The 26,886-nt window shown below is 64.9% G+C and carries 17 protein-coding genes and 1 tRNA gene; 11 read left to right on the top strand and 7 right to left on the bottom strand.

Annotated elements, in window-relative coordinates; translation table 11 throughout:
* A partial coding sequence (locus QZ964_RS11435; RefSeq protein WP_292531789.1) for a hypothetical protein occupies positions 1-962 on the bottom strand: 962 nt, incomplete at its 3' end.
* A gap of 316 nt (positions 963-1,278) precedes the next feature.
* Here QZ964_RS11435 and QZ964_RS11430 point away from each other — a divergent pair.
* Positions 1,279-2,535, top strand: coding sequence for a cytochrome c peroxidase (locus QZ964_RS11430; RefSeq protein ID WP_292531788.1), 1,257 nt, complete (start codon positions 1,279-1,281; stop codon positions 2,533-2,535).
* A 22-nt stretch (positions 2,536-2,557) separates the two neighbouring features.
* On the opposite strand, the gene QZ964_RS11425 is transcribed toward QZ964_RS11430, so the two are convergent.
* Positions 2,558-2,950 carry an SH3 domain-containing protein gene (locus tag QZ964_RS11425; RefSeq protein ID WP_292531787.1) on the bottom strand — a complete coding sequence of 131 codons (393 nt, stop codon included), beginning with the start codon at positions 2,948-2,950 and terminating at the stop codon, positions 2,558-2,560.
* A gap of 177 nt (positions 2,951-3,127) precedes the next feature.
* Here QZ964_RS11425 and QZ964_RS11420 point away from each other — a divergent pair, with 177 nt between their 5' ends.
* The 3 genes from QZ964_RS11420 to QZ964_RS11410 all read left to right on the top strand — a co-directional run bounded on the left by QZ964_RS11420 (position 3,128) and on the right by QZ964_RS11410 (position 16,574).
* Positions 3,128-8,311: a hypothetical protein gene (locus tag QZ964_RS11420; protein WP_292531786.1), complete on the top strand. Its 5,184-nt coding sequence runs from the start codon at positions 3,128-3,130 to the stop codon at positions 8,309-8,311.
* Between the two features lie 17 nt (positions 8,312-8,328).
* Positions 8,329-14,160, top strand: a complete 5,832-nt coding sequence (locus tag QZ964_RS11415) for an MG2 domain-containing protein (protein ID WP_292531785.1) — start codon at positions 8,329-8,331, stop codon at positions 14,158-14,160.
* Positions 14,161-14,342: 182 nt separating this feature from the next.
* Positions 14,343-16,574, top strand: a complete 2,232-nt coding sequence (locus tag QZ964_RS11410; RefSeq protein ID WP_292531784.1) for a transglycosylase domain-containing protein — start codon at positions 14,343-14,345, stop codon at positions 16,572-16,574.
* Between the two features lie 122 nt (positions 16,575-16,696).
* Here QZ964_RS11410 and murA read toward each other — a convergent pair whose 3' ends face one another.
* The 3 genes from murA to QZ964_RS11395 are packed head-to-tail and all read right to left on the bottom strand — an operon-like array spanning position 16,697 to position 19,263.
* The gene (gene murA, locus QZ964_RS11405) at positions 16,697-17,992 is read right to left on the bottom strand and encodes a UDP-N-acetylglucosamine 1-carboxyvinyltransferase (protein ID WP_292531783.1); all 1,296 of its coding nucleotides are present in this window, start codon (positions 17,990-17,992) and stop codon (positions 16,697-16,699) included.
* Complete coding sequence (locus QZ964_RS11400) at positions 17,992-18,195, bottom strand: hypothetical protein (RefSeq protein WP_292531782.1); 204 nt, start codon at positions 18,193-18,195, stop codon at positions 17,992-17,994. The genes murA and QZ964_RS11400 overlap by 1 nt, the downstream gene beginning before the upstream one ends.
* Before the next feature lie 18 nt (positions 18,196-18,213).
* Positions 18,214-19,263 carry an AraC family transcriptional regulator gene (locus QZ964_RS11395; RefSeq protein WP_292531781.1) on the bottom strand — a complete coding sequence of 350 codons (1,050 nt, stop codon included), beginning with the start codon at positions 19,261-19,263 and terminating at the stop codon, positions 18,214-18,216.
* 108 nt (positions 19,264-19,371) lie between these two features.
* Between QZ964_RS11395 and QZ964_RS11390 the strand changes: the two genes are divergently transcribed.
* Positions 19,372-19,767, top strand: coding sequence for a hypothetical protein (locus tag QZ964_RS11390; protein ID WP_292531780.1), 396 nt, complete (start codon positions 19,372-19,374; stop codon positions 19,765-19,767).
* Here QZ964_RS11390 and QZ964_RS11385 read toward each other — a convergent pair whose 3' ends face one another.
* Together QZ964_RS11385 and galU are read right to left on the bottom strand one after the other, a co-directional pair.
* Complete coding sequence (locus QZ964_RS11385) at positions 19,768-20,985, bottom strand: beta-ketoacyl synthase (protein ID WP_292531779.1); 1,218 nt, start codon at positions 20,983-20,985, stop codon at positions 19,768-19,770. It lies immediately after the preceding gene.
* A gap of 176 nt (positions 20,986-21,161) precedes the next feature.
* Entirely contained in the window at positions 21,162-22,046 is an 885-nt protein-coding gene (gene galU / locus QZ964_RS11380) for a UTP--glucose-1-phosphate uridylyltransferase GalU (RefSeq protein WP_292531778.1), read from the bottom strand.
* Positions 22,047-22,203: 157 nt separating this feature from the next.
* On the opposite strand from galU, the gene galE reads away from it, so the two are divergent.
* From galE to QZ964_RS11350, 6 genes are all read left to right on the top strand, one after another.
* The gene (galE, locus tag QZ964_RS11375; RefSeq protein WP_292531777.1) at positions 22,204-23,193 is read left to right on the top strand and encodes a UDP-glucose 4-epimerase GalE; all 990 of its coding nucleotides are present in this window, start codon (positions 22,204-22,206) and stop codon (positions 23,191-23,193) included.
* 75 nt (positions 23,194-23,268) lie between these two features.
* Positions 23,269-23,625 (top strand): helix-turn-helix transcriptional regulator, encoded by a 357-nt coding sequence (locus QZ964_RS11370; RefSeq protein ID WP_292531776.1) that lies wholly within the window; start codon positions 23,269-23,271, stop codon positions 23,623-23,625.
* Positions 23,600-23,914, top strand: coding sequence for an SRPBCC domain-containing protein (locus tag QZ964_RS11365; RefSeq protein ID WP_292531775.1), 315 nt, complete (start codon positions 23,600-23,602; stop codon positions 23,912-23,914). Before QZ964_RS11370 ends, QZ964_RS11365 begins: the two co-directional genes overlap by 26 nt.
* Positions 23,890-24,066 carry an SRPBCC domain-containing protein gene (locus tag QZ964_RS11360; RefSeq protein WP_292531773.1) on the top strand — a complete coding sequence of 59 codons (177 nt, stop codon included), beginning with the start codon at positions 23,890-23,892 and terminating at the stop codon, positions 24,064-24,066. Before QZ964_RS11365 ends, QZ964_RS11360 begins: the two co-directional genes overlap by 25 nt.
* Positions 24,067-24,136: 70 nt before the next feature.
* A tRNA-Arg gene (locus QZ964_RS11355) sits at positions 24,137-24,213 on the top strand.
* Positions 24,214-24,827: 614 nt separating this feature from the next.
* Positions 24,828-26,886, top strand: a 2,059-nt coding sequence (locus QZ964_RS11350; RefSeq protein ID WP_292531771.1) for a tetratricopeptide repeat protein, incomplete at its 3' end; no start/stop codon positions are given.

The following is a 26,886-nucleotide window of genomic DNA, read 5'->3' as shown; positions in this document are numbered from 1 at the left end:
GGCGGCGCGGGTTCCGGCGTGGCGACCGCGACCGGCTGGGCAGGAGCGGGAGCGGGACGGCTGGCGACCGGCCTTATCGGCTTCTTCGGCTTCGCAACTTTCACACGCGGCGCGGGCTTCGGCGCAAGGGTCGCCTCAGCTGCGGCGGTCGGAGGCTCGGAAACGGGCGCCGACGGCGCCGCGGCTTGCAAGGGCGCCGGCGTAACGGCTTTCGGCGGGGCGACCGCTACCGGCGGAGCGACCGCTACTGGCGGCGACGCAGGCTCCACGGGAGCGGCGCTCGGAGCCGCCGCGGTCGTCGGCAGAGGCGCAAGCTTTGGCGCAACGGCGGCGCCGGCGGGAACAGGAATCGACGAGCCCATCGGCGTCATACCTGCAACGCCCGCTGGCGCAGCGCTGGCCGCGGTCTCGGATTGGATTTCCGCGGCGGGGGCCGCCGCCCCGGCCGTCGACGCGGCCTCAACCGGTTCGAGCGGAGGTTTCACGCTCTCATCGAGCGCCGACGCATTGGCCGGTTGCCGCCCAGGCGCGGCGTCTTGGGGTTGCGTTTCGGCGCTGTCGAGAACCGGCGCTGCGGCGTCGGGAGCGGCCAAAGGCGGCGCCGTGGCCAGCACCTGATCCTCGCTCGGATCGACGGCGCTCCACGGACCCAAAACCCACGTCAACGCGGCGAGCCCGATGATGACGATCGCCGCTGCGGCAAAGAACAGAGCCCGGCGCCCGCCTTCGCGTGCATCCTCCGGCTCGTTATCGAACTCCTCTTCCGTCGCATGGAGCGCGCTCCAGGAATCCTCCGCGCGGGGCGCTTGAGGCGACGGTCCCTGATCGATCGCGGCGTCCGACAGTGAGCGCTCATGGATCGAAGGCTCCGATGCCGGCGCATGGCCTAAGTCTCGACGCATCAACTCTTTAAACTCGGCAAATTCAGCCATCAGCTCCTTTTCGTCGCCGATATCCATCATGCCTGAACCCTTTCGTTGCCACGCGCCAGGAACTCCTCGACGAGTCGCGCGCGGTCACGTTATCCGCGGTCAGACAAACGCAAAAATGTGGCTGTACTGCGCCGGCTGGCTGCGCCAAGCTTTCAGTCTCTATTTATCAATGCCTTAGAATAGATTTCGTCGCTATTTACGCCCCTGACGGCCGCCATATGCGGCGTCAGGCGGCGTCCTCGCTGGAAGGAATCCAGATTACCGAAATTGACCTTGGCGCCTCTCAATTTCTAAATGTCAAAAGCGCTAAGGAACGCGTGCTTCCTCTTCAGGCGGACGGCTTCAAGTGACCCGATACTGCTTAGGCAAGGCGCGCCGAGCGGCGCTTTGCGCCGTCCTCTCGTTGTTCGGCTCGGCGTTCTGCGCCCAGGCTGCGCCATCCGGCGCGGTCGCGCCCGACGAGCGTGGCCTCACGCCGATGGAGCTTCTCGGCAAACGCGTTTTCGAAGATACGAATCTATCGCGGCCGGCGGGCGTCTCCTGCGCCTCCTGCCATGACGCCGCAAAAGCGTTCCAGGGGAACAATGGTTCGAGCGCGCCCGCTGTGGCGCGCGGCTCGTCGCCGGGGTCCTTGGGCAAACGCAATACGCCGTCGATCATGTACGCGTCCTTCGCGCCGCCTTTCGGCTTCATCGACGACAAGGACGAAGAGACCGGCAAAATCGAAAAAATTCCGGCGGGCGGACAGTTTCTCGACGGCCGCGCGCGCGACCTGCTGGCTCAGGTTGAAGGTCCGATCCTCGATCCGCTCGAGATGAACGCGCCGTCAAAACGCTTCGTCGTCGAAACGGTGCGCGACGGCGCTTACGCCGACCTTGTCCGTGAGGTCTATGGCGAAAAGGCTTTCGCCGACCCGGACGCCGCCTTCGAAAAGCTCGCGCAAGCGATCGTCGCCTTCGAGGGAAGCGCGCGCTTTCATCCCTTCGCCTCGAAGTTCGACGACTATCTGCGCGGCGCGGCGCGGTTGACCGCCCTCGAGAAGAAGGGCTTCGAACTCTTCAAGGACCCCAAGAAGGGCAACTGCCTCGCTTGCCACGCCGGCAAGGAAGAGTCGCGCGACCCCCGGGACTGGCTGTTCACCGATTTCACCTATGACGCGCTCGGCGGCCCCAAGAACAAGGCGATCCCAAGCGCGGCGAAACCGGATGCTGTCCCAGATCTCGGCCTGTGCGCGCGACCCGGACTGGCCGAGGCTGCGCCCACGGATTTCAAGGTCGAGAGCGTTTGCGGCGCGTTCAAAGTTCCGACGTTGCGCAACATCGCCGTGACCGGCCCCTATCTGCATAATGGCGTCTTCGACAAGCTGCGCGACGTCGTCGCCTTTTATGCGACGCGGGACACCGATCCTGGCCACTGGTACCCGAAAGACCGAAGCGGCAAGCCGCAAAAATTCGACGATTTGCCGCCCGCGGCGCACGACAACGTCAACGTCGATGAAGTACCCTATGATCGCAAGCCGGGACAGCAACCGCGACTGTCCGAAAAGGACATCGACGCCATCGTGGCGTTTCTTGAAACTTTGACCGATCGCTCAAAACATTGAGGCGAACGGCGGGCCGCTGGAGTTAACAGGGGCGCCGGGTGTGGTAGCCAAGCAGGTCGCCCAGCGGCCAGCTGTGGCGCAACTCCACTAACGGCGAGGCGAAATATTGGTTGCTGCCCGAATAGGGATAGCCGAAATCGCAGCCCGACGTCTCAGTGACCCGCGACGACATAAACACAAGCTCAAGCGTCGCGACAAAATAGCGTCTGTTGTCGATCGCGATGCGGGTCCAGCTCGGATCGTCGCGTATGATTTTGACTTCCGTCCCCGCCGGCGCCGTCCCGATTGCCGCATAATGCTCCTCGGGACCAGCGCGCAGCACCGCCGGATAAGCGAGCATCAGCTTGATCGCCGCCGCCTCCTCGCCAAATAAAAGGACAGAAAAAAGCACCAAGGCAAATAACGATCGACGCATGGCGACTTTCCGGTTGCTGTGCGCTCGCGCAAATCCCCGGGCGCAGCGCCTAGCCTAAAAGATATTCGCGCCGTCTCCAAACGGGGCGGCCAATCAAGCGCGTGAGACAGCGGCATGAAGAAATCCCCGGCGCGGCCAAGGCCGCTCGGCTCTCGACTTACTCGAGGCGCGCGGCCTATGGTCGACATCCGCGGCGGCGAGTCTTTTCCGTCATATCGCCGGCTGGCTTACGGCGCCTTCATGCAGCGGATTACGTTCTCTCTTGTCGTCGCCTGCGCGGCCTATTTCGCGCCGCCGCTGTGGCGCGCGACGCAAGGCGCCGTCGCCGACACGAAAGCGAAGCAGGCCTCGATCAGCTTTGCGCCGGGCGAACTGCCGGCGGATCGCGACGGCGCGAGTCTCCTGAACGTTCCCGCGCCCGGCCGCTATTCGATCCGCGCCAAGAGTCCCTCGGGCGCGCGCGTCGAACTCGTCGACATGATCGCCGGCCCGCTCGATTCAAGCGGCGCGCCGGGCCTGCGTGATGGACGAATCGACGCGCTGCTCGACAAGGGCGTTTACAAGCTGCGCGTTTTCGGCGTCAAAGGCGCAAGCGGCAAGACCGCGTTCTCCGCGCAGCCTTTCGTCGAAGCGGACGCGTCGAAGCCGACGCTTTCGCCAGGACGCATTCAAAGCGGCGAACTCGGAGATTTGCAGCAACGCTCATTCTCCTTCGACGTCGGCGCTGAAGGCCACGTGAATATCGAAGCGATCGGCCGCGCGCTCAGCGATCTGCGCGTCTGGCGCAACGACGGCGAACTCGTCGATCTCGCCTTCGCGCAAGAGACGGTCGAAACCAAGCCCGGCCGCGCCATGAACCGACTGCGGCTCGAAGGCGCGCTGGAGCCCGGGCGCTACCTCGTCACCGCCTATGGCGGCGAGAAACTCGTCTGGGCGCAAGGCGACGCGGGGCAGCCCTTTATGCTGCGGCTTGAGGAGCCGGCGTTGCTCGCGGCCGGCGTCGCCGAGGGTGTGATCGGTCCTTTCGGCGCCGAGCGTTTCGACGCGCCGACAAGCTACGACGCCTTCCGTCTCGACCTCGCTCAGACGAGTCCGGCGCGGCTCGAAGCGCGGCGAAATGACTCGAGAGAGATCGCGACGATCTCGAAGAACAGCCGCGCGCCGTCGGCAAACGTCCGGATCGCCGCCGACGGCAAGACCAACGCGCGCCTGGAAGTCTCCGGCTATGAAGGCCAGGCGTTTACGCTGCGCGGCCTGCGTCAGTCCGACCGCGAGACGTTCGAAGCTTCCGGACCGCATCTTGTCGGCGTCGACCTCGCTGGCGACGGAGGCGACGAAGCGCCGGCGACCGCGCTCTTCGCGCGCATCGAGAATGACGGCAAGACACGGGTCATCGCCTCCGATGCCCCGCGCATCGGCACGGGAAAAGCGTGGCGCGGCAAACTCAACCTGTTCGGGCCGACGTCGATCCTGTTTGAGGCGACGCGCGACGGACCCGTCGCGATCGACGCGAAAGGGGTGAAGGTCGACGCTTCGATCGAACCTGCGCTCGGCGCACTTGCGGCGCGCGCGGACGGCAAAGACCCTGCGCGCTATGATCTCCAGGCGGGCTATTATTTTCTCAGGCTCGCGCCGAAAGGCGATTCCGGCGGCGTCATCGATGTGACTCTCGGTCCTCCCGGACTCGCTGTATCGGCGCCCGCGCCGGCGCCCTCGCGCGCAACGATGTCCTTCGGGACGCAGACACTCGAAAGGGACGGCTCCTATCTCATCCTGACGAATGTCGCGCCGCAACTCTTGACCGGTCCGCGCGTCGTCGCGCTGCCCGTCGAACTGGACAAAGCGCCGTTGGCGATCTGGCAGGACGCCGGCAAGGACATTGCGCTGCCGGTTCGGATTCCTAAAACCGGCAAGGCGATTGCGCGCGATGCGCGTGGCGCCGATGTCGCGCTGACGCTGGCCGACCAGAAGGAGGAGAATGAGCAGCGACTCGCGACGATAAAGATCGCAGCTCCGGAAAAGTCGCGTGCGCTCGGGCTGATCCTTGTTCCCGAATTGACGCCGGCGAAGCAGGAATATGCAGGCAAAGCCGCGCCAGCCGCGCTTTCCGCCTCAGTCGCGCGTCCGGCCTTCTTTGACCTTGCGCGCGACGAGACGAAGCGTCTGCGCTTCGATGTGCCGCAAGGCGGGCTCTATCGTGTCGAAACGCTCGGGCGCATGAAGACCGCGCTGCGCGTCGGCGCAAATGTCTCGCCGCGCCTTGGCGAGGGTGAAGCGAACGGGCCCGGCGCCAATGCGCTGGTGACCGCGTTTCTGCGCGCCGGCGCCTATCGCGCAGCGGTAACTGCGAAGGACTCTTCTGGACATCTGGGACTCGGCGTCTCGCCTGCGACTCTCGCGCCGACGCCGAAACTCATCGATGCAGGAATAGCGCGCGCGACGCTCGATTCAGGCAAGGGCGCGATCGTGCCGATCGAGATCGCCAGCGACGGCGAATATCGCATCGAGCTCCTCGGCCCGAAGCAGAAATGGCGCGCGCGATTGGAGGACGCCGACGGCTGGCCGCTCGCGGCGCCCGGCGAAATGCAGCGCCTGACGCGGCGGTTCGAAAAGGGCGCCTATCGGCTGGTGGTCATGCCGAAGGACGTCGAAGCGCGGATGACGGCGCGGCTGACGCCGATTGTCGCCGCCAACACGCTGGAAGGCCATGGTCCGCATCCCCTGCCCTTCAGCAAAGCGCAAAGACTGCAGTGGCGTGAGCCGCAGACGCGCGATGCGCCGCGTACGCCAGACGTTTGGCGCTTCTCGCTCCATGGCGACGCCGACATCGATCTTTCGATCGGCGAAGGCATGATTGGCGAGATTTTCAAAGGCGAAAAGGAGAGCGTCGGCAAAGTCGCTTCGGACAGACCGTTCAAGTCGAAGCTGACGGCGGACGACTATCGAATCGAGGCGCGCAGCCTCGCGCATGACGACCGGTTCGACTATGAGATTTCGCTCGATTCGAAGGAATTGCAGCCTGACGCCCCACGCATTGTCGAACCGCCGACCCACGTCAATTTCTCGTTGGCGAAGGACAGCATTGTCGATCTTTCGAGTTTCGGCGCAATCGAAACCATCGGCGCATTGAAAAACGACATGGGAGACGGGATCGAACGTCTGCAGCCGCGCGCCGACGACTGGAATGTAGCGCTCTCGCGACGGCTGCCTGCCGGGAATTACCGTGTTGAACTCGAACGACTCGGCGCCGAGCCGAGCGCGCCAGTAGCCAACGAGGAAGCGACGAGCGAGGAAAGCCAGGACGCTTCAAACGAAGCAGAGGGCGCCAATGAAGCAGAGACGGCGACCAATGACGACGCGCCGTTAAGCGGCGTCGAGCTCCGCCTGTCGCTGCTTGAGGAGAAAGATGATGGCGCGCTAACGCTATCGGGCGAAAAGACGCTGAGCGGCGCGGGCGCGCATGTCCTTTCGCTCGCGCCTGCTCCCGCCGGAAGTTTGGCGATGGTCGCGGCGCGCTCGGAAGGCGAGGCCGCCATTTCGATCGAACGACGCGACCCCGACGGCGCATGGCGCGCGATCGGCGTCGAGCGCGGCCCCGCGCCGGTCGCCGCCTGGCCCGCATCAGGCGACGCCAACCTGCGCGCCGTCGTCTGGGCGGTCGGCGGCGGCGATGCGCCGATTGCGCTTTCCGCGCGCGCTGTCGACCGCCGCGCGCGAAAGTTCGGCGACGTCGCTCTGACGCCGGTCGAGGGCGTCGCCGGGATCTGCGTCGCCAAGGTCGCGACGCCCGACGCGTCGCTCGTCACGCTTGAGACGCAGCAAGACATCGCCGCCGGCTCGACGCCGAGAGCCTTGTTGCGCGCGGCGCGCTCCGGCGCGCTCGCGCCGCAAGCGCAGGATCTGTGGCTGATGACCCGCGGCGACTGCGCGTCGCGCATCGGCGTCGCCGCCTTCGAGTGGAAGGGCGCGGAAGCTTCGCTCGACGTCGGCGAGAGCGAGCGCGCCCATATCGTTTCTTTCGCGCCGCCCGCCGGCAAGTTGCGGCTGTGGCTCGCGCGCTCGGCCTTTGCGCAGCCGGCGCTCGACGGTGGCCGTGGCGTCGGCGCGGCAAAAGGAGCGGCGTTAACGCTCGCCGGCGATTCTACGCTCGAACTTTGGAATGCTGACGGCGGCGCGCCGATGCGCGTCGCGCTGAGCGCGATCGATGTCGAGACGCAGCCGGCGGCGAAGGGCGGCGCGCTGTTTTCGGGGATCATCGCGCCGATGAGCGCACAGCCTGTGGACATGGATGACGCCGCCGGGCCGCTCGCGCTCGACCTCGCAGGCGGACTCGCCGCCTTCGCACAGCCGCGCGTCGTCTTTAGCGACGGCGCCGCGACGTCGCGCATTCTGCACGGCGTCAAATCGCGCGTGCTTCTCGTCAATCTGACGCAAGCGCCGCTGCCGGCGCGCATCGCGCGCGAAACGGGCGAGACCCGACGACTCGACGCGAGCCGCGCATTCACGCGTTTCTTCCCGGCTGCGGGACAAATCTCGCTGCCGCTCGACGCGCAGAAGAACGACAGGCTGATCGTCAGCGGCGCGCAGGCGACGGTCATATCGAACACCGGCCGGATCGCGCGCGGCGACAATATTGCGCTCGACGGCGCCGGCGAAGCGATCATCGATCACGGACCGGGGCTCGTCGCTTTTTGGATCAAGCGCGCGGGAGCCGCGCCATGGCCCACGGCTTCGCCGCGCGCGCTCAAGCTGCCGCAGCGAGTTGCGCTGGAAGGCGCGGCGATGCGCTTTTCGATCAAGAGGGACAAGCCTGCGCTGTTGAGGGCGAACGGCGGCGCGCCGGCGATCGTCGGTTTCACGCAGAACGGCAGGCGAGAGACGCTGGCCTTCGCGAACGGCGTCGATCTTTATCGCTACATGACGCCGGGCGAAGCGACGCTCGACATTTACGCGCCCTATGAGGGGACGCTGTCCGGCGCGCTCGATATTTCGACGCAGCCCGTCATCGAGGCGCATGAAGGCGTGAACGATGCGGTGGCGGTTTCACCGGGCGCCAGCGCGATTTTCAGCTTCGAGGCGAAGGAAACGCGCGACATCGGCCTCGGCGTGCGCGCCGAACCCGACCGCGTCCATGCGCGGCTGATCGATGCGCAAGGCAAGACGGTTGGCGAAGGCGTCGCCCAGACGATGAAGCTTTCGCCCGGCCGCTATTTCCTCGAAGCGCGAACGCCCGCCGACGCGCCGGCGACGATGATCCGCGCGGCGATCGTCGGGCTGTCGCCGCCGGTGAACGCGCCGCCAGCGGACATCGTCGCGGAACTGCTGGACAAAGCAGGCATGAAAAAAAGCAGGACGCAATGATTTCGAAAGGCGCGGCGATGAACAGACTTCTGCTTCTCTCTCTTTGCGCGCTCCTTGTCGCGGCGGCGCCGCTGCGCGCCGAGACCCCGCCGATCTTCGATCGCGCGCAACGCGCCGACGGCGCGCGCGTCGCGCCCGACCGATTCTTGCGCGCCTATGATCCGGTGACGGTCTTCTTCCCGAGCGACGTCGGGCCGAGGAACGGCGGTGCGGAGGACTCGCCACAAAAATATGTGACGATGATCCCGCAGCCTGCCGGCGAATGGCGCTGGCTCGGCCCGCGCGCGCTGCAGTTTCGTCCCGCCGGCGCCTGGAAGCCGCTGTCGCGCGTCGACGTGAAGCTCGGCGCGGCGGAAACCCGGCTTGTCGCGCTGCTGCCGACGCCGCGATCGACGTTGCCGGCCGAGGGCGCCGATCCGCAACTCGAATTGACGCAGATCGCGCTCACCTTCGCCGAGCCGGTCGATGTCGCCGCGCTGGCGCGGCTGCTCTCGATCGAAATCCGTCCGTCGCCGGGCGTTTCGCCGCAAGGCGGCCAAGTGCTCAGCGCTTCGGCCTATGAAATCCGGGCGCTGGAACGGGGCGAGCGCGCCGCGGAACAAACTTACGTCATCCGTTTCCGTGAACGGATCGCCGACGGCCGCGTCGCGATCCTGCGGCTGCGCCTTGCCGACGAAGCCGGGCTGGACGACCAGACATATGAATTGCGGCTGCGCACTGCGCCGCCCTTCGCCGTCACAGAGGCGAGTTGCGGGCGCGGCTGGAGCGACGACCGCGCCGATAGCGTGCTGCGCTGCGCGTCCTATCTCGTGACGCCGGAAAGCGGCGAAGACGAAGGCGGCGACGCGGCCATCCCCTATGCGCCAGCGAGCAAGCGGCGGCTCGCGCTCTCCTTCAACGCGACGCCCGAGACGTTCGACATCCTTCGCGCCCGCGAGGCGCTGCGGATCTCGCCGCCGGTCGACGATCTTGCCGTTGAGACCGACGGCAGGCGCGTGCGCGTCGCTGCGAAATTCCTATCGGATCAAGTTTACGAACTGTCGGTCGCGCAGGGCGCGCTGAAAGACTCGCAAGGACGCGCGCTCGCGAGCGCTTTCGCGCAGCGCTTCGCCTTCACCCGCGATGTCCCGGCGCTGCAGTGGGATGCGGGCTACGGCGTCGCCGAGCGGTTCGGTCCGCAACTTCTGCCGCTGCGCGGTCGCGGCTATGACCGCGCCGATATCCGCATCCACGCCATCGATCCGCTGTCGCGCGATTTCTTCCCCTTCCCGGCGCATGGCGTCGAGACGAGCGACTCCGACGCGCCGCCCTTGCCCGGCAATGAGCCGAAGTCATGGAGCGAGACTGCGAACATTGAGGCCGACGCGATCAAAGAGCGCCTCAAGTCGCTGGGGTCGCCCGCCGTGTCGCGGCTCGTCGACCTGCCGATTCGCCGCAACGGTCCCGACGCGAAATTCGGCGTCGATCTTAAGGAGGATTTCGCCAAGGTCGGCGGTCGCGATCAGCCGGGAACCTATCTCGTCGGGCTTCGCGCCGTCGATGACGACAAACGGCGCTGGCTGCGCGTGCAGATCACCGATCTTTCGCTGTCGGCCATCGAAGAACCGACGCGCGTGCGTTTCGCCGTCACCTCGCTCGCGACGACCCAGCCTGTCGGCAATGCGCAGATCCGCGTGGAGGGAGTCAGGGACGAAAAATTCGTCACGCTAGCAAGCGGAGTCACCGACGCTTCTGGCTTCTATTCCTGGACGCCCGACAAGCGCGGCGGGGCGCAAGCGCGTCGCATCGTGGTGAACAAGGGGCTCGACACGCTGGTCGTCGACCCTGACAGCGCGCCTTCGGAATATTCGCGGGAAATCTGGTCGAAGCCGGAATCGGAATGGCTCGCCTGGACAAGCACGGCGGACCCGCTGCGCGCCGAGAAGCCGCGCACGCTCTGCCATGTCTTCTCCGAGCGGCCGATCTACCGGCCGGAGGAAAGCGCACATATTAAAGGCTTCGTGCGTAGCTATCGCAGCGGCGCGCTGAGCCTGACCAAAACCGGCGGAACGCTCGTTGTAACAGGCCCCGGCAATCAGGAATGGCGCATTCCGGTCAAGCTCGACGCGAGCGGCGGTTTCTATCACAAATTCGACGCGCAAACTCAGGCGACCGGCGACTATTCAGCGCGGTTCGAACCGGATGCGCCGAAAAAAGCGAAGCAGCCGGAAGCGCAGAAGAGCGAAACGGAAGAAGCCGCTGAGGGAGAGAACGAAGCGGCGGCCGAGCCCGCGCAAGACATTTCTTGCGGCCAGTTCACTTTCAAGAAAGAAGCTTATCGCCTGCCGACTTTTGAAGTCGTCCTGAACGCGCCGCAGACCGTCGCGCTTGACGGAACTTTCGACGTCGATCTGCTCGCCCGCTATTTCGCTGGCGGACTTGCCGCTGAGCGTCCGGTCAAATGGCGCGCCGCGCAATTTCCGCACATCTTCACGCCGCCCGGCCGCGAAGGCTTTCTGTTTTCATCCGACGCGCGCTTCTCGGGCGACGGCAAATTCAAATCCACCGCGGTGCTGGAGCGCGATCAGCGCACCGACGCCGGCGGCGCCGCCCGCATGACCTTCGACACGACGATCGAACCGACGGCGCAGCCCCGCCGTTATTCCATCGAAGCGACAGTCACGGGCGACGACGGCGTCGAAGTGCGAAATGTGCAAAACGTCATCGCGCTGCCGCCGTTCGTGCTCGGCGTCAAGACGAAGCGCTATGTCGAGCGTCCCGGCGCTGTGACGCCGGAGCTCGTCGCCATTGACGGCAAAGGCGACGCATTCGTCGGTCTCGAGATGACGCTGCGCCTCATCAAGCGCAACTGGATTTCGACGCTGCAAGCGTCCGACTTCGCCCAGGGCGCGGCGAAATATGTCACGCAGACGCAGGACGACGTCCTGATCGAACGCAAGGTGACGAGCGCCAAGGACGCGCAAAAGGTCGAATTAGAGGCGCGCGACGCCGGCGTCTATGTCGTGCAGCTTGAGGCCTATGACAGGCTCAAACGCCGGCAACAGGTGAGCGTCGACTTTTTCGTCGGCGGCGATACGCCCGTCACCTTCGCGCGGCCGCCGGCCGAATCCGCGACGATCACGACCGACAAGGACAAATATGCGCCGGGCGAAACGGCGACGCTCATCATCCAATCGCCGTTCCAGAATGCGCGCGCGCTCGCCATCGTCGAACAGCCCAGCGGCGTCTACGACTATGAGTTCGTCGACATCGCCAATGGCTTCGGCCGCTATACGCTGCCCGTAAAAAAAGAGCAGTTGCCCAAGCTCGCTGTGCACTTTCTGATCATGCGCGGACGGTTGAAGGACGCGCCGACACAGCCGACGGCGACATTCGACCAAGGTAAGCCCGTCACCATCGCCGCGACCAAATGGATCGAGGTGACGTCGGTCAAGAACATCGTCAATGTGAAGATCGAACATCCGGTCAAGGCGCGCCCAGGCGAAGCGATCGAGGTCGCGCTGCGGCTTTCCGACGACGCGGGCAAGCCGCTCGCCGGCGAAGCGACCTTTTGGATGGTCGATCAGGCGGTGCTGTCGCTCGCCAAGGAACGGCCGCTCGATCCCCTGCCCGATTTCATCGTCGAGCGCGAAACCAAAATGGCGGCGCGCGATACGCGCAACATGGCCTTTGGCGTCATTCCGCTGGAGGAGATCGCCGGCGGCGACGGCGACGAGTTGCAGGAATGGGGCGCCGAGAACAATATTTCCGTGCGCAAGAATTTCACGCCCGTGCCGATCTATCTGCCGAGCGTGAAGATCGGCCCCGACGGCGTCGCCAAAATCAAGGTGCAGCTTCCCGATACGCTGACCATATTCAAGCTGCGCGCCAAGGCGGTGAGCGGGCCGGACCGTTTCGGCGCCGCGGGTGGGGAAATGCTGATCCGGCAGGCGCTCGTCGCGCAGCCGGCGCTGCCGCGCTTCATCCGGCCGGGCGACAGTTTCGACATTGGCCTTGTCGCGCGCATCGTCGAAGGACCCGGCGGCGCCGGCAAGGCCTCGATCGCGGCGCCGGCGCTGACGCTCTTAGGCGAAACGAGCCGCAAGATCGACTGGACACAGAACAAGCCCGTGCGCGTCGATCTGCGGGCGCAGGCGCCGGTAGATCTTGTACGTGAGGCGACGCTCGGCTTCCGCATCGAGCGCGACGCCGATCATGCGGAAGACGCCGTCGAGATCGCTCTGCCGGTGAAAGAAGATCGCGAAGAGACGCGACGCTTCGAATTGGTCGAGATCGCTCCGGGTGAAACCAAGACGCTTGCGCCTTCTGGCGAGCGGGCGCGGCCGGGCAGTTTCTCGCGCGAGACGATCGTCGCCGCCGACCCCTCGCTCGTGAGACTCGTCGCCGGATTGAATGCGCTCGTCGAATATCCCTATGGCTGCACCGAGCAACGTCTGTCGCTCGCACGAGGCGGACTGGCGCTGAAAAGTTTCGGGCCGATTCTTGCGGCGGCGGGGCTCGAGGATCGCGTCTCCGCCAACGTAAAATCGATGGCGCAGATCATCGATCAGTCGATTGACGCCGACGGGCTCGTCGCCTTCTGGCCGCGCGCGCGCGGCAACGTCTCGCTGACCGCCTGGTCTTATGATTTCCTCGCGCGGGCGGAGCGCGCCGGCGAGCCGATCGACAAGACGCTTCTCGATCGTCTCGCCAATATCCTGAAATTGTCGTTGCGCTCCGATTATCCGCGACTGATGTCAGGCGATGAATTGCGCGAACGCGTCGAGGCGCTGTCGGCGCTTGCCGAAGGCGGCAAGCTCGACGACGCTTACGTCGCCGAATTTGCGCGCCGCGCCGACTTCCTGCCTAATATCAGCGTCGCGCAGATGGCCTCCGCCGCCGCACTTCTCCCCAATGTCGATCAGCGCGCGCTTGCTGCGCTCATCGAGACGATGTGGAGCCGGGTGAAATTCGCCAGCCGCAACGGCGTGCAGGTCTATGCGGGACAGGCGGCCGAGAGCGCCTCGCCCATCATTCTACCTTCCGAGACCCGCAGTCTCGCCGAAATGGTGCGCGCCGTGGCGCTGACGGCCTCGGGCGATCCGCGCGCCAATGCGCTGCGTGAAGCCCTATTGCGGCTTGGCGAAGGCGACGGTTGGGGAACGACCAACGCCGACGCCGCCGCCATCGAAGCGCTCGCCGAAGGCTGGCGACGGCCGACCGCGCCGATCGCCGTGCGCTTCAATGATGGCGGACAGGATCGCGCGCTGACGCTCGACGCCAACAATCCGGTCCTCCGGCATGTGTCGCGGAGCGATGCGCCGCTGAAGATCGCCAACGGCTCCAATGCGCCGCTCGTCGCGATCATCGAGACGAGCTACACGCCGGCTGAACCCGGCGCGAAGGCGCAACCGACGAGCGGCGGCTTCACGATCGTGAGACAGAGCTGGCGCATCGAAAGCGGCAAGGTGCCGGAAAAAATCGAATCGCGCGACGGCGTTCTGCAGATGAAGCAGGGCGACCTCATCGAGGAGACGGCGGAAGTGGTCAATCCCGAGGATCGCACCCATATCGCGATCTCGATCCCGCTCGCCGCCGGCTACGAGCCGGTCAATCCCAACATCGCCACCGCGCCCGCCGAGGCGCAGCCCTCGTTCGCGCCGACGCTGCAACCAAGCTGGGTCTCCTTTGGCGACGACCGCGTGTTCTACGCATACGATTCGCTGCCGAAGGGAACCTACCGCTTCGCCTTTCGCCTACGCGCGCAGACGGCGGGCGCCTATACGCAGCCGCCGGCGCTTGTCGAGGCGATGTACAAGAAGGGCCTGCGCGCGACAAGCGCGGGGGCGAGGGTGGAGGTCGGGAAGTAATGACTGTTGGCGACGCTGCGCCGATGCGCCCCTTCTCCCGCTCGCGGGAGAAGGTGTCATGCGGAGCATGACGGATGAGGGTCGCTTGGTTCACCCTCACCCGACCCCGCTTCGCGGGGCCACCCTCTCGCGCGTGGGGGAGAGGGTTCGCGAACTGGATCTTTCTTGCTCTTACTGCAGCTTTGATATCAGGCGCCGCCTGGGTCTCGCATGAGGCGTTGTCGCGCGCCGATCTTGTCTCTCCCCGCGCAAGTTCGATCGTTTACGACCGCAACGGCGCCTTTCTGACGCAGATCGGCGAGAAGACTCGCGACTCCGCGACGGGGAAGCCGCGCGTCGACTACGGCTACTGGCCGCTCAAGACCGTCCCGCAAAGAATTGCGCGTGCGACGCTCGCTCTCGAAGATCGCCGCTTTTACGATCATCCGGGCGTCGACCTCCGTGCGCTGCTGCGTGCCGCATGGCGCAATCTCACCTCGCGCGGCAGACGCGAAGGCGCCTCGACCATCGCCATGCAGGTCGCGCGCATGCAGGGCGAGCGGCCGCGCTCATTCGGCGAAAAGCTGATGCAGGCGGCGACGGCGCTCGCCATCGTCGCGCGTCACGGACATGAGACGACGCTCGCCCATTATCTGCGGCTTGCGCCCTACGGGCTGAACGGGCACGGCGTCGCCTACGCCGCGCGCTTTTATTTCGACAAGCCGGTCGACGATCTCTCCTGGGCGCAGGCGGCGCTGCTCGCCGCCATCCCGCAGTCGCCTGGGCGAATGAACATCACGCGCGAAAACGGCCTCGCATTGGCGGCGGCGCGCGCAAGATGCGCCATCGCACGGCTCGAAACAGAAGGCGCGCTCGACGCCTCGCAGGCGGCGCTGGCGCGCGCCGAGCTCGATCACAAGCGACCGCTCGACGCCAGGCGCCGCCCCGAGACATTGCAACTTGCGTTAGTTTACGAAGCGCTCGCGCGCGAGGGCCTGGCGCGGCCCGTCGCTGACGGCGACCGGCGCATCCATGCGACGATCGATATGGCGGTCGAACGCGACGCGCTGCGGCTTGCCCGCCGCTATCTTGCGAATTTTCGCGGTCGCGGCGCGCGGCAAGTCGCGGTTTTGGTCGTCGAACGCGGAACCAACGCCGTCATCGCCGATGTCGGCTCATCCGACTATAACGACCCACAGGCAGGCGCCTTCGATTTCACCCGCGTGCGGCGTTCGCCCGGCTCGACGTTGAAGCCGTTCGTTTATGCGCTGGCCTTCGAGCGCGGCGTTCTCAAGACGACGGATCTCTTGAACGACATTCCCGAAGGCGCGTCGGGCGTATCGAACGCCGACGGACTCTATCTCGGGCCGCTGACGCCGCGTCAAGCCCTCGCCAATTCCCGCAATGTGCCGGCGACCAATCTGCTGAGGCGCGTCGGGCTTGAGGCGAACTTCAATTTCTTGCGCGACCTCGGGCTGCATGATCTCGAAACGCCGGCGGAGAGTTTTGGAATTTCGATGGCGATCGGCGCGCTGCCGACGCGGCTCGAGGATGTGATGCGCGCCTATGCCGCGCTCGCCGATGACGGGATCATGCGCGAACTTGCATTCACGCGCGATGACGCGCGACGGCCGCCGCGGCGCGTCTTGTCGATCGATAGCGCGCGGCTCGTCGCTTCGATGCTCGCCGACCCCCAGGCGCGGCTTCCCTCCTTTCCGCGCTACGGCCCGCTCGAATATCCCTTCGCCGTCGCGGTGAAGACCGGCACGTCGCAAGCCTATCGCGACGCCTGGACGATCGCCTTCTCGCACAAATTCATCGTCGGCGTGTGGATCGGGCGCGGCGACGCCGGCGCCATGCGGGCGATGACAGGCGTGTCATCGGCGGCGCGGCTCGCCCATGCCGTGCTCGCGAAGCTGCATGACGCGAGGCCCGGAGATATCGGCCCGGAAACATTTGCGCCGCCGCCGGGACGCATCGCCATCGACCTCTGTCGCGCCGGCGACGGCGGCGATTGCACGCAAACGCTGCGCGAATGGGTGAAGCCGGCGGAAGCGCGAGCGGCGGAGGCTCACGCTACGAATGCTCATTTTGACGAACCGGCTGCGCGTCTGGCGCCGACGGACGCATCGGACGTCGAATTCGGACAGCGCCGCGAGCGAGGCGCCGCGCCGCTCGTCATCGCGACGCCGGAACACAATACGCATATCTGGCGAAACCCGGAGCAGCCGGAACGCTTGAACCGTCTCGCGTTGAAACTCGCGCCGTCAGGCGCAGATGCGCAGATCGTCTGGACGGTCGACGGCAAGCCTTTCGCGACGGCGCAGGCGGACGAGACCGTATTCTGGCCGATGACGCCCGGCAAACATCGCATTCAGGCGCGGCTTGCGCTCGCCCCCGTCGCGTCGCGCGCGGTCAGGATTGTGATCGAGTGAAGAGAGCCCAGGCGTCATCCCCACAGGCCAAAAGCCTGTCGGGAGTCCACGGGCGCGTCATCATCAGTGTTTTTTGCTGGATTCCCGATCGCGCTTCGCGCAGCGGCAATGACATCGCGCGCTCACCCTGCCGCGGTGATGCGCTCGATTTCCGCGCCGCAGCCGCGCAGCTTCTTCTCCAGCCGCTCGAAGCCACGATCGAGATGATAGACGCGGTTGATCGTCGTCTCGCCGCGCGCGGCGAGCGCGGCAATGACAAGGGAGACTGAAGCGCGCAGATCGGTCGCCATCACCGGCGCGCCTTCGAGATGATCGGCGCCCGTGACAATCGCCGTATCGCCTTCAAGCTTGATATGGGCGCCAAGCCGCGCAAGCTCCTGGACATGCATGAAGCGGTTTTCGAAAATCGTCTCGGTGATCCGCGAGACCCCCTTGGCGCGGGTCATCAGCGCCATGAACTGCGCCTGCAAATCGGTCGGAAAGGCCGGGAACGGCGCGGTCTCGACGCTGACCGGCGAAATGCCGGCGCCGTTACGGGTCACGCGCAGTCCCTCATTCGTCTCGGTGACGCTGGCGCCGGTCTGCTGCAGCGCATCGAGCGCCGCCTGCAGAAGATCGGCGCGGGCGCCGGCGAGAAGAACGTCGCCGCCCGCCATCGCCACCGCCATGGCGTAGGTGCCGGCTTCGATGCGGTCGGGCATGACCGCGTGTCTTGCGCCATAGAGCGAGCCGACGCCTTCGATCTCGATTGTCGACTGGCCGGCGTGCTTGATGCGCGCGCCCATTTTCACGAGGCAGTCGGCGAGATCGACGACTTCCGGCTCCCGCGCGGCATTACGCAGCACAGTGGTTCCGCGCGCCAGCGACGCCGCCATCAGCGCCGTATGCGTGCCGCCGACAGTGACCTTGGGAAAGTCGATCTCGGCGCCGACAAGGCCGTCCTTCGCCGTTGCGACGACGTAACCGTTCTCGATGTCGATCTTGGCGCCAAGTTTTTCCAGCGCCATGAGGAGAAGATCAACCGGACGCGTGCCGATGGCGCAGCCGCCGGGCAGCGAAACGCGCGCCTCGCCACATCGCGCAAGCAGCGGCGCAAGCACCCAGAAGCTCGCGCGCATGCGCGAAACCAGTTCATAGGGCGCGGTCGTGTCGACGATCTCGCGCGCGGTGAGATGAACGGTGCGGCCTGCGTCGACCGACTCACCGGTGCGCTTGCCGGCGATGGCGTAATCGACGCCATGATTGCCGAGGATGCGCTCGAGGAGCGTGACATCGGCGAGGAGCGGCATGTTGGCGAGCGTCACGGTCTCGCGAGAGAGGAGCGAAGCGATCATCAACGGCAAGGCGGCGTTCTTGGCGCCGGAGATGGGGATGACGCCGTTAAGCCGGCTTCCGCCGACGATCTTTATCTTGTCCATCACCCCTCGCTGTCGGTTTTCGAGCGCCCGCGCTTCGTCTGCGCCGACTCTTTCAGTGCGCGTTCGCGCGCCTTGCGGCGGGCGATATTGGCGCGTAGCGCAGCGGCGAGCGCCGCTCTCTTCTTCGGCGCGCCGTTAGGCTTCGGGCCAAAATCCGCCCCTTTTTGGGCGACCCTTCGCTGCTCGTCGTCGTCGCTGGCCATATCGTGCGAACCATGCTCCTAAGGCCCTGGGTTAGTAGAGCTTTGTCCCGAGGGGGGCAAGGCGCGCTTCGGCCGCCCGAACAACGCGGCGCGCCGCCAGGCGCGCGGAGTCTGGCCAGTCCAGCCGACGAACGCGCGCGAAAAATGCGCGGCGTCGGAATAGCCGAGTTCATAGGCGATCTGCGTGATCGGCGTCGCGCCGCGGCTTAATTGCGCTTGGGCCTTCGCAAGAACGACGCGGCGGCGAATCGCTTCGAAGCTCTCGCCCGCTTCAGCGAGCCGGCGTTGCAAGCTGCGCGGCGAAAGCCCCAGGCGTCGGCGGACATAATCAATCGTAGGATGGCGCTCCAGCAGCGCGAGTTCTACGAGGCGTTCGACGCCTGCGGAAAAATCTGTCGGCGCCGCAACATCGTCAACGCGCGCGTCGATCGGATCGACGCACGCGAAATTGGCGTTGCGCAAACATTCAGCTGGAAAGATCAGCGCGGCTTTTTCTCCGGCGACGATTTCGCAGCCCAGAATGTCTTCCAGCGCCGCACGCTCCAGCGGCTTTTGCGGCAGCGTCGCCCGCAGCGGCGCGCCGACCGCAAAATGTTTGAGGGCCGAGAGCATATAGCCGAAGGCGAGCAATTCGTTCTTCTGTCGCCCGACGGGCGCATCATCCAAGATTTCGTATGTCCAAACCGTGAGACGCCGCGAGCCGCTTTCAGTCTGAGTCAAATTCATATGCGTCATGGATTGCAACATCGAGCGAATGCCAGAATTGCACCGCTCAATGGCGTCTGCGAGCGTCGGCGCCGTTCGCACGCGTCTGCCAAAGACGCCGAGCCCTTGCATGCCGGCCTGAGTGGAAAGGCGCAGCGGCAACGCCTCGTCATCCAATTCGCGCGCGGCGTGCTCGACGAGCGCGAGTTGGTCTCTCAGCAGGATGAATTGCTCCGGCGCCTCGATCAGCCGCAGGGGCAGTTCCGCCTTGCGGAAGACGCGTGCGACCGAGCCGCCGGCCCGCTCGAAAGCCTCTGCGACCGGTCCCATCGAACGCGCCTTCGTGAATCCGACCGCGCCCACTGATTGCCTCCTGCACCGCAAAAGTTTCACCGCTGTCGTGAAATGGCAAGTTTTTCGCCCCCTCTGCGCCTAGCTTGGTTTGTCGGCAAAATCGAAGGAGGCGACTGGATGATCGGCGTTTGGACGCATCACGCGCAAACATTTTTGCTCGTTCTCGCGGCGTTAACCCTGGTTCTCTTCTCGATTCCGATTGCCTTCGCGCCGCTTCTGTGGGCGCGCCTCGTCGGCTGGCGCATTCCCGAAAGCCGCGACCTCGCTCTTTATTTCGGCCGATGTCTTGGCGCGTTCGCCCTGATATTGAACTTCTTCATGTTCCGCGCCGCGTTGACGGCCGAAGCCATGACGCCGACATTCGAGTTTATGGCGATGGTCTGGACCTTGATGATCGCTGTGCACATCATTGGCGCGATCCAGCGCGTTCAGCCGGTTATCGAGACGCTCGAAATCGGCTTCTGGATTGCGTTGGCGCTGCTGACTGCGGCCTTCTGGCCAGTTCCAAGCTGATTAGATCGCTCGCACCGCGAGCGTCGCATTGATGCCGCCGAAGGCGAAAGAATTCGACATCGCGACGCGAATCGGCATCTTGCGCGCGACATTGGGAATGGCGTCGACCTCGCATTTGGGATCAGGCTCGAGGAAATTGATCGTGGGCGGCGCGATCTGATCGCGCAGCGCGAAAATCGTGATCGCAAGCTCAAGTCCGCCGCTTGCGCCGAGCGCATGGCCATGCACGGGCTTGGTGGAAGACACCGGCGGCGGCCTGTCGCCGAAAACGGCGCGCATCGCCTGCGATTCGGTGATGTCGTTGGCGTAGGTCGCCGTGCCGTGGGCGTTGAGATAATCGACGTCTCCGGGCTCCAGTCCGGCGCTTTCAAGCGCCAGCCGCATGCAGCGCGACGGACCTTCGACATCGGCGCGCAGAGGATCGAAGGCGTCGCTGGTCGTGCCGTAGCCCACGAGTTCGCAGAGCGGCGTTGCGCCGCGCGCTTGCGCCGCCTCCAACGTCTCCAGAATGAAGACCGCTGCGCCTTCGCCGAGAGTCATGCCGTTGCGCTTTTGCGAGAACGGACGGCAGAGATCGGGGGTCAAGACGCGCAGCGCCTCCCACGAACGAATCGCGCCATTGGTCACGCAGGCCTCGGCGCCGCCGGCGATGGCGCGATCGGCGCGGCCGGCCCGCAGCATTTCAAAGGCTTCGCCGATCGCCTGAGTAGCGGAAGAGCAGGCAGAGGCAAGGGCGAAGGTCGGGCCCTTGGCGCCGTAGCGCATGCCGAGAGTCGTCGGCGCGGCGCTCGGTATGAGACGCGGCACGGTCAGCGTGTCCGGCCGGGTTTCGATCTTATATTCCTGATAGGCGTTGTTATCGATCGTCGTGGCGCCGCCGATGCCGGTGCCGATAATGACCGCCGTTCGCGGCCCGCCGACCTCCTTGCCCTCGAACCCGGCCTGCGCCAACGCCTCGTCGGCGGCGACGATGGAGAATTGCGTGAACGGATCGCAATAGGGCAGCAGTTCGGCTCCGATATAGGCCGCGGGATCAAAATCCGGGACCTGCGCGGCGATTCCGATTCGTCCGGTGAACGGGCGCGGCAATTTCACCGGCCGCACGCAGGACACGCCGTCGCGCGCCGCACGCCATAGCGCCGCCGCGCCAACGCCGGCGGCGGACACCGCGCCCATTCCGGTAATGACGATTCTGTGCGCGGCGCTCTGTTGCGGCATCAGCATTCAATCCCTGCTTGAATTCAATCAGCCGCGGCCTCGCGCCGGGTCTGAAAAAGCCTCTTCATCTTCTTATTGAAGCGCGCGCCTGCGTCAAACGACCGGTCGCGCGCGCCCCTGGCTTGGCCCCCGCGCGCTCAACAGACGCGCGCGAAATTGTGTCATTTCAAGAAGCGCTATTCGAGCAGTTTTTGCAATTCGGCGCGCAGACCATCGGCGACGTCGGGCCGCGCCAGCCCGAATGCGACATTGGCCGCGAGAAATCCTAGCTTGGAGCCCGTGTCATAGGTGCGTCCGTCGAAGCGCACGGCGTGAAAGGGCCGCGTCTTGGCAAGATGAATCATGGCGTCGGTGAGCTGGATTTCGCCTCCCGCGCCTTGCTCATGCTTTTCAAGCAATGCAAAAATTTCGGGCTCGAGGATATAGCGGCCGGAGATGATGAAATTGCTGGGCGCCGCACCCTGCGGCGGCTTCTCGACCATGCCGGTGATTTCAAATGTCGAGCCGTAATCCTTGCCGCGCGCCACGATGCCGTATTGATGCGTCTCTTCCGGCTTCACTTCCTCGACCGCGATAATATTGCCGCCATGCTTTTCATATGCCGCGACCGCCTCCGCGAGGCAGCGCCCGCTCTTGCCTCGCGCGGGAAGCGTGAGCATGTCGGGCAGAAGCACCGCGAAAGGCTCGTCGCCGATAATGTCGCGCGCGCACCACACGGCATGGCCGAGACCAAGCGGCGCCTGCTGACGGGTGAAGCTCGTCGCGCCGGCGGCTGGCAAGTCCGACATCAGAGCTTCATATTCCTTAGACTTGTTGCGGCGGCGCAGCGTGTCCTCAAGCTCATAAGCCATGTCGAAGTGATCTTCGATCGCCCCCTTGCCGCGCCCGGTGACGAAAACGAAATGTTCTATTCCGGCCTCTCGCGCCTCGTCCACGACATGCTGCACGACCGGACGGTCGACGACGGTCAGCATCTCCTTCGGCACGGCCTTGGTGGCGGGCAGGAAGCGCGTGCCGAGTCCGGCGACGGGGAAAACAGCCTTGCGAATGCGTTTGCTCATGAAGAGGCCCATTGAGATGGCGGGGGTAGCGACGACGCCGGGGCGTGTAGCACGGTTTCGCCGGTTGGTAGAACTTGCTGCAAATGTCGCAGGCCAACGCTCGCCGGGGCGCGGCGTGCGCAAGTCAGACGCAGGACATTAGAGGAAGGTTGCTGGCATGACGGTTTTGGTGACGGGCGGGGCCGGCTATATCGGCAGTCACACGGTTCTCGAACTGCTCGACGCCGGCGAATCAGCGCCCATCGTGCTCGACGATCTGTCGACCGGCTTTCGCTGGTCGGTTGCCGACGGCGCGTCGCTGGTCGTCGGCGATTTCGGCGATGAGAGCCTCGTTTCGGATTTGATCAAGCGCCACGGCGTCGATGAGATCATTCACTTCGCCGCAAAAATCGTCGTCCCCGACTCGGTCGCCGATCCGCTGGGTTATTATCTCAACAATACGGCGAAAGCGCGCACGCTGCTCGCGACGTCGGTCGCATGCGGGGTCAAGCGCTTCGTCTTTTCGTCGACAGCCGCGGTCTACGGCGATCCGCTGCAGAATCCGGTGACCGAGGACGAGCCCTTGAAGCCTGTTTCGCCCTATGGGCGATCGAAGCTCATGGTCGAATGGATGCTGGAGGACACGGCCCGCGCGCATGGTCTCGCCTATGCCGCGCTTCGCTATTTCAACGTCGCCGGCGCCGATCCGAAGGGACGCGCGGGACAGTCGACGCCGACCGCTACGCATCTCATCAAGGTCGCGGCGCAAGCGGCGCTCGGCCTGCGCAAGAAGCTGCAGGTGTTCGGCGACGACTACCCCACACCCGACGGCACATGCGTGCGCGATTATATCCAGGTCACCGATCTTTCGCGCGCGCACCTCGACGCCCTGCGCCATCTGCGCGACGGCGGCGCCAATCTCACGGCGAACTGCGGCTATGAGCGCGGGTTTTCGGTGCTCGAAGTCATCGAATCGGTGAAGCGGGTGTCTGGCGTCGATTTCGACGTCGAAATCGCGCCGCGCCGTCCGGGCGACCCCGCCGCGATCATCGCCGCGAATGGCAGAATCCGTCGGACGCTCGGCTGGACGCCGCAATATGACGATCTCGACGAAATCGTTCGCCAGGCGCTCGACTGGGAGAAGCGCCTGATGGCGCGCGGCGGCTGATAGATGGTCCAGTTACACTTAAGCGACTTATGAAGTTTTGATTGCATCCGCCGCCGCGCGATGTTAGTTAAGCAAATGCCTAAGCGTTCGGAGAAGCTCGATCTCATGTTCTCTGTGCTCGCCGATCCGACGCGGCGCGCCATGATCGAGCGCCTTGCGCGCGGGCCGGCGAATGTCAGCGAATTGGCCAGACCGCTTAAGATGTCGCTCCCCGCAGTCACGCAGCATTTGCAGACTCTAGAGCAAAGCGGGTTGGTGACGAGCCGTAAGGTCGGGCGCGTGCGCACCTGCCGCATCCAGCCAAAGCGGTTCGACGCCGCGCAGGCGTGGCTCGGCCGACAACGTGCGGAATGGGAAGCGCGTTTCGATCGCTTGGACGCATTCTTAGAAAAAAGCGAGGAGAAGGATGAACGATCAAAGCCTCGATCTTGAAATTTCGCGCTTCCTGAATGTCCCTCGCGCACGTGTCTGGCGGGCGTGGGCCGACCCGGCAATTTTGAAGGAATGGTGGTGCCCGCGACCTTGGAAAACGGAGATCCGCGCTTTCGACCTTTTTCCTGGCGGCGCCTTTCACACTTTCATGAGTGGGCCCGACGGGGGAGAAAGCGACAATCCGGGCTGTTTTCTCGATATTGCGCCACAAGAGCGCATTGTCTTCACGTCAATGCTGCTTGGCGGCTGGCGTCCGGCGTCGCCGTGGCTCGCATTTACCGCGTCCTGACGATGGCCGACGAGGGCTCGGGAACGCGCTACATCGCCCGCGTCATGCATAAGAGCGACGCCGAGCGCCGGCGGCACGAAGAGCTGGGATTCTATGACGGCTGGGGCGCATGCATCACGCAACTCGAAGAGGCGGCACAGGGTATTTCTTGAATTCCCCGTCGCTGGGGGACGCGCAACGGAATTTTTTTAGAAAACGCGCTGTGCTAAACAGGGCGCGCGCGGTCCCGTAGCTCAGCAGGATAGAGCAGCGGTTTCCTAAACCGAAGGTCAGGGGTTCGAATCCCTTCGGGACCGCCACACTAACAGTCTGAAAAGCAACCAACAACCAGTGCTCGATTTGGCGCGGTGGCGATAGGCGGTAAGACCAAGAGGGCACCGCGAGGGCACGGGCCGCCGAATTAGCCTATGGAGCGCTCGAAAGCGTTGCGGTCAGCAATACTTGTTCCCCCCCGTGCGACATGACTTGAGGTAGATGTGTGCGGACAAGGCTCGCGCATCGCAACGATGATTTGGAAGCCAGGAGATGCGAAAGGAGGGGCTGCAATTTTTTCGCAGGGCGGAGTATTCTCCAATAATCTGAATTATTCGCCAAACGTTATAGTTCGTTTGTTTGAGCGGAGCGCCCTTCATTATGGACAGAATTTGGTCGTTTATCCGTTCGCCGGAGAACCGTAACCTGCTGTCTTGGCTCGGTGGCGGAATTGTCGCCGTCATTGCGGGTCTTTGGACGGTCTTCGTTTATTTGTTCCCTCCGAAGACGGACGCTCCATCAAATACGGGCTCGGTGACCGCGGATTGTGGGAGCGTTGCGCAGCGGGGGTCGAGCTGGTTTTCGTCAGTGACGATCACCGGATCGCGCGATTGCAGGAACGTCGTTCCCGGGCCCAACGAGAAGAAGTGAGGGGCGCGACATGGGGGCAATTTCCTGGGTTCGCAGAGCTTTCCTGATCGCAGCGTCTCGGCGCGTGCCGCGCCTCGTCTTTGCGAGCGCCGCGTGGAGCGCGCTTGTTGCGGTGTCGGCCGCGCGGGCGGAGATCAAGGCGACGGATTGTTCGATCGCGATCAGCGGAACGACGGCTTTTTCGAGCCAAACCATTCATTGCCTGAGCGACGATCAGATCGGCCGCGTCATCGAGGTTTTGGTCAAACGCGGCGTCATCTTGCGGGCGGAGGACGCGGGTCTGGGGATTGCGACGGTGCGGACGCTGGCCAAGCGACTGAAGCCGACGCAGCAGCTTGATGACGTCCAGGCGACCGTTGAATTGTCGCATGCGGTCGACGTCGCGCTGTCCTTGGTGGCTCAAGGGGCGCAGCCTTCTGGCGACGTGCTGATCGACGAAACGCTGCGGCGGGTCGCCGAGCGCACGAAGGCGAACGACGCCGCCGGGGCGACACGGGCGGCGGAGGCGGGATATGCCCAATGGGAGAAGGAGGAGTCGGAACGGCGGACGAGCGCCGTGGCGCGGGGCGTGAAGTTGCTCGAGGCGGCACTCCAAACCGACCTATTACGCTTCGACGCGGAGGCGGCGGCGCAGCGGATAGAGAAAATCGTCTCGCTTGAACATGAAAGCGGTCCCGAGGCGCGATTTGCGGCGCTGCAACGGCGGCAAGATCAATTCTTTGTCGAGGGGCGCGACAAGGGCGTCAATTTTTCGCTGCAAGTCGCGATTGCGATCGCGCGCCGCGAGTTCTCGCTGGCGCGAGAAGCGGACGAGCGCGGGATGGCCCTCAACAATCTCGGCAATGCGCTTCAAACGCTTGGCGAGCGCGAGCGCGGGACGGATAAGCTCAATGAGGCGGTCGCCGCCTATCGCGCGGCGCTGAAGGAAAATACCCGCGACCGCGTTCCGCTCCAATGGGCGATGACGCAGATGAACCTCGGCGCTGCGCTTCAAACGCTTGGCGAGCGCGAGAGCGGGACGGATAAGCTCAATGAGGCGGTCGCCGCCTATCGCGAGGCGCTGAAGGAATATTCCCGCGACCGCGTTCCGCTCGACTGGGCGATGACGCAGATGAACCTCGGCAATGCGCTTCAAACGCTTGGCGAGCGCGAGAGCGGGACGGATAAGCTCAATGAGGCGGTCGCCGCCTATCGCGAGGCGCTGAAGGAAAGAACGCGCGACCGCGTTCCGCTCCAATGGGCGATGACGCAGATGAACCTCGGCACTGCGCTTAAAAGGCTTGGCGAGCGCGAGAGCGGGACGGAGAGGCTCAATGAGGCGGTCGCCGCCTATCGCGAGGCGCTGAAGGAGAGAACCCGCGACCGCGTTCCGCTCGACTGGGCGAGGACGCAGATGAACCTCGGCACTGCGCTTCAAAGGCTTGGCGAGCGCGAGAGCGGGACGGATAAGCTAAAAGAGGCGGTCGCCGCCTATCGCGAGGCGCTGAAGGAGAGAACGCGCGACCGAGTTCCGCTCCAATGGGCGATGACGCAGATGAACCTCGGCAATGCGCTTGCAACGCTTGGCGAGCGCGAGAGCGGGACGGATAAGCTCAATGAGGCGGTCGCCGCCTATCGCGGGGCGCTGAAGGAATATTCCCGCGACCGCGTTCCGCTCGACTGGGCGACGACGCAGATGAACCTCGGCGTTGCGCTTCAAACACTTGGCGAGCGCGAGAGCGGGACGGATAAGCTCAATGAGGCGGTCGCCGCCTATCGCGAGGCGCTGAAGGAGAGAACGCGCGACCGCGTTCCGCTCGACTGGGCGATGACGCAGATGAACCTCGGCAATGCGCTTGAAACGCTTGGCGAGCGCGAGAGCGGGACGGATAAGCTAAAAGAGGCGGTCGCCGCCTTTAACGAGGCGCTGAAGGAATATACCCGCGACCGCGTGCCACTCTACTGGGCGAGGACCACGGGCAATCAGGGCGTAGCGCTGATGCGTCTCGCCGAACGTCAAAAAAATGCGCAAACGGCGGCGACGGCGCTTCGACAGATCGACGCCGCGCGCGAAGTCATGCGCGCCGGCG

The organism is Methylocystis sp. (genome assembly GCF_021731785.1).
Taxonomy (GTDB): Bacteria; Pseudomonadota; Alphaproteobacteria; order Rhizobiales; family Beijerinckiaceae; genus Methylocystis.
The sequence above is the reverse complement of the archived record's forward strand: the minus strand, read 5'-3'. Positions and strand labels throughout refer to the sequence as shown.